We start from the raw sequence: 6429 nt of genomic DNA on the forward strand, positions 1-6429 counted from the left end.
GGGCTGGCGATTTTCCGACACCAAGCCTACGCCGCCGTGCCGTGCCGTCCGCCGCGCAAGCGTCCGCGGGCTGCGCCCGGCTTTCGGGGATCAGGGGCCCGGTGGGGCTGAGAGGCGGTGGGCGTCGCGGGCCAGGGTGAGGGCCACCAGGTCGTGGGGGCGGGACAAGGAGCGGGAGGTCAGGTGTTCCAGGCGGCGGAGGCGGTTGAACACCGTATTGCGGTGGCAGTACAGGCGGGTCGCGGCCCGCCCGGCGGAGCCCTCCGCCGCGAGCCACGCGTCGAGCGTCTCCAGCAGCACCGCCCGGTCCGCCGGGTCCAGCTCCAGCAGAGGGCCCAGGACCGCCTGGACCAGCTCGCCCGCCAGCTCGGGCTGACCCACCACCAGGGCCGTCGGCAGCCGCTGCGACAGCCGGACCAGCGACCGCTCCTCCGCCCCGCAGGTGGCCAGCGCCGTCTCCGCCAGCCGCCGAGCCCGGCCCAGCTCCGCCAGCCCGTCCACCACCGGGCTGATCCCGCCCGGCCCGTGGCAGCGGTCCGCCAGCTCCGCCGCCAGCTCCTCCGGGGAGGACGACCCCAGGGCCACCACCGCCAGCTCCTGCTCCGCCCGCATCCGCCAGAACAGCCGCATCCCGCCCACCGCCGCCACCCGGTGCACCGAGTCCCGCCGGTCCACGGGGAGCACGACCACCGCGTACCGCCCCTGCTCCGGCAGGTCCAGGCCCGCCGCCGCCCGCGCCGCCAGCCCCGGCACCGCGTCCCCCTGGAGCAGCGCGTCCAGCAGGGCCTGCACCCGTTCGTCGCTGCGCCGGCGCATCTCCCGCTCGCCCGCCCGGTAGGCCTCCGCCGTCGTCGCGGCCTGCTGCTCGATCCCGGCCCACATCGCCCCGGCCGTCCGCGCCAGCACCGGCAGCGCGTCCGGGTCCTCCTCGGTGACGATGTCCAGCAGCGCGTCCCAGGTCAGCCGCCCCGCGCGCCGGTACGCGTACAGCAACAGGTCCAGCGGAAGCCCCTGTTCGGCCCGGCGCCGCCCCAGCTCCTCCGCGTACACCAGGTCCTTGCGCGTGTCCGAGCGGCGCGCGGCGAAGGCCTCGATGCCGTACCGCATGGCCTCGCTGATCTGCTGCCAGTGCTCGTCCCGCGGCACCACCAGGTCGTACAGCGGCGAATGCCGCGCCAGATCGCCGATCAGCTGCTCGGTCAGCTCCGGGACGCGCCCCAGCAGCACCTCGGCCGCCGTCAGCAGCACCGACCACTCCGCTTCCGTACGCGCCCTGCGTCCGCCCATGGCCGCTGAGGATGTCACCCGCGGCCCACCGGCGTAAGGGGCCCGGTCCACAGGTCTGTGCCGCTGCACAACCGGACCCCCACCCCGGCTGGTCATCGGCAGCGATTCCGGTTCGGGCCGTGGACGGCCGCTCCGCCCGGTGCTGGTCTGTGCGCCAGCACAACGCCGGCACAACGCTGGCACAACGCCCGAACAGGGCCTGGCAGTGGGAGGGGAAGTGGCCTCGCTCCAAGTGCGCGAGCTGTCCGTCGGCTACGGGCCGGTCCGGGCGCTGCGCGCCGTGTCGCTCGACGTACCCGAGGGCGCCGTGGTCGTCGTACTCGGCGGGAACGGCGCGGGCAAGACGACCCTGCTGCGGGCGGTGTCCCGCACGCTCGCCTTTCACCGCGGCGCCGTCACCGGCGGCGGCGTGACCTTCGACGGCATGCCGCTGGACGGACTCGCGCCGGCCCGGGCGGTGGCCGCCGGGGTGGTGCAGGTCCCCGAAGGGCGCCAGGTGTTCGCCCGGATGAGCGTCGCGGACAACCTGCGGGCCGGCACCCTCGGGGCCCGGGCCGGCTCCCGGGCCGACACCGCCCGCTCGCTGGCCCGCGTCCACGAGCTCTTCCCGGTCCTCGCCAAACGGTCCCGGCAGCGGGCCGGCCTGCTCTCCGGCGGAGAGCAGCAGATGCTGGCCCTGGGCCGCGCCCTGATGGCCCGCCCCCGGCTGCTGCTCCTGGACGAGCCCTCCCTGGGCCTGGCGCCGAAGATGGCCGCGACGATCGCCGCGACCATCACCGAGATCAACGCGGCGGGCACCTCGGTGCTGCTGGTGGAGCAGAACGCGGCCCTCGCGCTGCGGCTGGCCTCCCACGCGTACGTCCTGGAGGTCGGCGAGGTCACCCTCTCCGGCCCGGCCGCCGACCTGGCCGCCTCGGACGAGGTACGCCGCCGCTACCTCGGCATCACCGACGAGGACGGCCCGCCCGCCCGGCCGTCCCACACCCTGCGCAGGTGGTCGGCATGACGGGAACACCCCCGCTCACCGTCACCGACGTCACGGTCCGCTTCGCCGGTCTCACCGCCCTGGACCGGGTCTCCTTCACCGTCGAGCCCGGCAGCCTGCACGCCGTCATCGGCCCCAACGGCGCCGGCAAGTCCACCTGCTTCAACGTGCTCTCCAGGGTCTACCGCGCGGCGTCGGGCAGTGTCCGCTTCGGCCCTGCCGAGCTCACCGGCCTGGCCCCGCACGCCGTCGCCGCGCTCGGCATCGCCCGCACCTTCCAGAACCTGGCCCTGCCCCCGCACACCACGGTCGCCGACAGCCTGCTGCTCGGCCGCCACCGGCTGATGCGCTCCGGGTTCCTCGCGGCCGGGCTCCGGCTGCCGGCCGCCGTCCGCGAGGACCGCCGGCACCGCGAACGGGTCCGTGAGATCGCCGCCTTCGTCGGCCTGGAGTCCGACCTGGCCGCGCCCGCGGGCTCCCTCCCGTACGGGAAACAGAAACTCGTCGAGCTGGCCCGGGCCCTGTGCATGGAGCCCCGGCTGCTCCTGCTCGACGAACCCGTCGCGGGGATGACGGCCGACGAACGGCAGCGCACCGCCGCCGTCATCGCCGGCGTCCGCGACGGCCTCGGCATATCGATCGTGCTGGTCGAACACGACATGGGGGTGGTGATGCGGCTCGCGGACGCGGTGACCGTACTCGACTTCGGCAGACGGATCGGCGGCGGGACCCCCGCCCAGGTGCAGAGCGACCCGGCGGTCGTCCGCGCCTACCTCGGCGAGGAGGACCCGGCCGCGTGACCACCTTCCTGGAACTGCTGCTCGGCGGCCTCTCCATGGGCTCCGTGTACGCCCTGATCGCCCTCGGCTTCGTGGTCATCTTCAAGGCCACCGAGGTCGTCAACTTCGCCCACGCCTCGCTGCTCCTGGCGGGCGGCTGGGTCACCGCCGTGCTGCACGAGGACATCGGCTTCTGGCCCGCCCTGGCCGTCGGCATCGGCGCCGCCGCCGCGGTCGGCGCGGGGGTGGAGTTCCTGGTCATGCGCCGCTACCGCGGCCAGGACCAGAGCGTCCTCGCCATCGTCACCATCGGCGTGGACATCCTGATCACCACCGACCTCACCCGCCGCATCGGTACGGACGTCCTCGCCCTCGGCGACCCGTGGGGCGACGCCGTGGTCCACCTCGGCCCGGTCACCCTCCCGCAGACCCGGATCGCGGCCTTCGTCTCGGCCGCCCTGCTGATCGGCGCGTTCCTGCTGCTCTTCCGCTACACCGCCTGGGGCGTGGCCATGCGCGCCGCCGCCGAGAAGCCGGAGACCGCCGCGCTGATGGGCGTCCGGCTGGGCCGGGTCTCCCTGGCGGCGTGGGCGGTCGCCGGGGCCCTGGCCGCCGTGGCCGCGCTCTTCCTCACCGTCTTCCCCACCCCCGGCCTGGAACGGGCCACCTCGCTGGCCGCCCTCAAGGCCTTCCCCGCGGCGATCCTCGGCGGCCTCGACTCCACCACCGGAGCCCTCGCCGGCGGCCTGATCGTCGGCGTCACCGAGGCCATGGCCACCGGCTACCAGGGCCAGCTCGCCTTCCTCGGCCGCGGCATCGGCGACCTCGCCCCGTACCTGGTCATGGTCGTGGTCCTGCTGCTGCGCCCGGCGGGCCTCTTCGGAACGAAGGAGCCCGCCCGTGTCTGACACTCCGCGCCCCGCCCTGCGGCGGCCGGCCCCGGCGCGCCTGGCCCTGCGGCGCCCCGCCCCGGCGCGCCTGGTCCTGTGGACCGCCGGGGCCGCCGTGCTCCTCGCCCTGCCCTTCTACCTGGAGCGGTTCTGGCTCCAGGCCGGGCTGTTCGCCATCGCCGCGGCCATCGGGGCCATCGGCCTCAACCTGCTCACCGGCGCCACCGGCCAGCTGTCCATGGGCCACGCCTTCTTCCTCGCCGTCGGCGCGTACGGGTACTGCGCGCTGGCCGGGGACGGCGGACGCTCCGGCGGCCACGAGCTCGTCGGCCTCGGCCTGCCCAGCTGGCTGGCGGCCGTGCTCGCCGTCGCCCTCGCCGGAGCCGCCGGCGGGCTCTTCAGCCCCATCGCCGGCCGGCTGCGCGGCGCCTACCTCGGCATCGCCACCCTCGCGCTGATCTTCATCGGCCAGCACGTCCTGTTCAATGCCACCCCCCTCACCGGCGGGTTCAACGGCCGCGCCGTCGAGCCCCTCTCCCTCCTCGGGATCACCTTCGACGACACCGAGACCGTGATCGCCGCCGTCCCCTTCCAGTCCGCCGAGAAGCTCTGGTACGTCGCCCTCGCCGCGCTCCTGGCCTGTGCCCTCTTCGCCCGCGGCATCCTGCGCGGGCGCCCGGGCCGCGCCATGAACGCCATCCGCGACCACACCATCGCCGCCGGCGTCATGGGCGTGCCCGTGGCCCGCTACCGCGCCGCCGTCTTCGTCGTGTCCTCCATGTACGCGGGCCTGGCGGGGGTCCTGCTCGCCCTGGTCTTCCAGCGGACCGTGCCCGACTACTTCGGCATGGTCCTGTCCCTCGAATACCTCGCCATGATCGTGATCGGCGGCCTCGGCACGGTGGCGGGCGCCGTCATCGGCGCCGGGTTCGTCTCCCTGCTGCCCCAGCTGCTCACCCGGTACAGCGACGCCCTCCCGCTCGTCGCCGCCCCCGGCGCCGGCGGGGTCTCCCCGGGAGAGGCGTCGCGCTATCTGTACGGCGCGGCCGTCGTCGCCGTCGTCCTGTTCCTCCCGGGCGGCCTCACCCGGATCCGCCCGACCCGACCTCCGAAGGAGTCAGCGTGACCAGACCCGGCACGGACAAGCGAGCGCGCCTCGGTACGGCGGCCCTCGCGGCCGCGCTCCTCCTCACCGGCGCAGCCGGATGCAGCGGCAAGGCGGGCACCGGCACCGAGGACAAGCAGGCCGAGGGCGGGGTCAAGACCGGCAAGGGGGTCACCGCCACCGCCATCAAGCTCGGCGCCCTCACCGACATGACCGGCGTCTACGCCTCGCTCGGCAAGAGCGTCACCCAGGCCCAGCAGCTGTGGATCAAGCAGGCCAACGCCGCGGGCGGCATCTGCGGCCGCCAGCTGGAGCTGACGGTCCGCGACCACGGCTACGACCCGCAGAAGGCCCTGGCCGGCTACACCGAGCTGGAGCCACAGGTGCTCGGCTTCGCCCAGTTCATCGGCTCCCCGTTCGTCGCCGCCGCCAAGGACCGCATCGACGGCCAGGACAAGGGCCTGGTGATCCCGCAGGCCTGGTCCGCCTCGCTGCTGGGCAGCCCGGCCATCCGTACGGTCGGGGCCACGTACGACATCGAGACGGTCAACGCCATCGGCTACCTCCTCGACCAGAAGCGCATCGCCTCCGGCGACAAGATCGGGCACGTGTACTTCGAGGGCGACTACGGCGAGAACGCCCTGGCCGGCGCCAAGCACGCGGCGAAGGAGGCCGGGCTCACGGTCGTCGAGCAGAAGATCAAGCCCACCGACAACGACATGTCCGCCCAGGTCGCGGCCCTCAAGCAGGCCGGGGTCAAGGCCGTGGTGATCAGCGCGGGGCCCCGGCAGGCGGCCTCGCTGGTCGGGGTCGCCGCGGCCGGCGGCTGGAACGTGCCGGTGGTCGGCAACAACTCGGCCTTCTCCCCGCAGCTGCTCGCCACCCCGGCGGGCGCGGCCCTGCAGAAGGACTACTACGTCGCGGCGTCCAGCCTCCCCATCGGCGCCCCGGAGGCGGGCCCGGCGGCCCTGGCCGCGGCCTACAAGGAGGCCTACCCGGGCGCGGGCCTCGACAACGGCGTGGTGGCCGGCTACACGGCCGCGGCGGTCTACGGCGAGGCCCTGAAGAAGGCCTGCGCGGACAAGGACCTCACCCGGGAGGGCGTGGGCAAGGCCCTGCTGACGCTGAAGTCCTACGACAGCGGCTTCGGCATCACCCACGACTTCTCGGACCCGAAGGCCCCCTCCACCCGCCAGAGCGTGATCATGAAACCGGACGAGCAGACCCCGGGCGGCCTCAAGGTCATCAAGCAGGCATCAACAGCCCCCGCAGCCCAAAACTTCACCCCAACGGGCTGACGTTTTAGCCCCGCCGGCGCCTATCCAGTCCCGGCCGGCGCCACATCCAGCCCCTCCGGCGTTTGAGGAGCGGGGTCTGGGGCGG

At 74.4% G+C, this 6429-nt stretch carries 6 protein-coding genes; 5 read left to right on the forward strand and 1 reads right to left on the reverse strand.

Annotated elements, in window-relative coordinates; genetic code table 11:
- Nucleotides 1-90: 90 nt before the first annotated feature.
- Complete coding sequence (locus ACFWP3_RS35755) at nt 91-1287, reverse strand: PucR family transcriptional regulator (RefSeq protein WP_384229629.1); 1197 nt, start codon at nt 1285-1287, stop codon at nt 91-93.
- Between the two features lie 217 nt (nt 1288-1504).
- On the opposite strand from ACFWP3_RS35755, the gene ACFWP3_RS35760 reads away from it, so the two are divergent.
- From ACFWP3_RS35760 to ACFWP3_RS35780, 5 genes are read left to right on the forward strand one after another with little or no spacing between them, the layout of a single operon-like run.
- On the forward strand, nt 1505-2293 hold the full coding sequence (locus tag ACFWP3_RS35760; RefSeq protein ID WP_384229631.1) for an ABC transporter ATP-binding protein: 789 nt from the start codon (nt 1505-1507) through the stop codon (nt 2291-2293).
- Nucleotides 2290-3072 (forward strand): ABC transporter ATP-binding protein, encoded by a 783-nt coding sequence (locus tag ACFWP3_RS35765; RefSeq protein WP_384229633.1) that lies wholly within the window; start codon nt 2290-2292, stop codon nt 3070-3072. Before ACFWP3_RS35760 ends, ACFWP3_RS35765 begins: the two co-directional genes overlap by 4 nt.
- Entirely contained in the window at nt 3069-3959 is an 891-nt protein-coding gene (locus tag ACFWP3_RS35770) for a branched-chain amino acid ABC transporter permease (protein WP_384229636.1), read from the forward strand. The genes ACFWP3_RS35765 and ACFWP3_RS35770 overlap by 4 nt, the downstream gene beginning before the upstream one ends.
- A complete protein-coding gene (locus tag ACFWP3_RS35775) occupies nt 3952-5067 on the forward strand; it encodes a branched-chain amino acid ABC transporter permease (protein ID WP_384229638.1) in 1116 nt (371 codons plus the stop codon). Before ACFWP3_RS35770 ends, ACFWP3_RS35775 begins: the two co-directional genes overlap by 8 nt.
- Nucleotides 5064-6344 (forward strand): ABC transporter substrate-binding protein, encoded by a 1281-nt coding sequence (locus ACFWP3_RS35780; protein WP_384229640.1) that lies wholly within the window; start codon nt 5064-5066, stop codon nt 6342-6344. The genes ACFWP3_RS35775 and ACFWP3_RS35780 overlap by 4 nt, the downstream gene beginning before the upstream one ends.
- The last annotated feature ends 85 nt before the right edge of the window (nt 6345-6429 follow it).

This window comes from Streptomyces sp. NPDC058525, assembly GCF_042719495.1.
Taxonomy (GTDB): Bacteria; Actinomycetota; Actinomycetes; order Streptomycetales; family Streptomycetaceae; genus Streptomyces.

What these genes read in the sequence shown, in the direction of transcription:
- ACFWP3_RS35755 (WP_384229629.1), bottom strand. Translation starts at nt 1,287, where the DNA reads ATGGGCGGACGCAGGGCGCGTACGGAAGCGGAGTGGTCGGTGCTGCTG.
- ACFWP3_RS35765 (WP_384229633.1), top strand. Translation starts at nt 2,290, where the DNA reads ATGACGGGAACACCCCCGCTCACCGTCACCGACGTCACGGTCCGCTTC.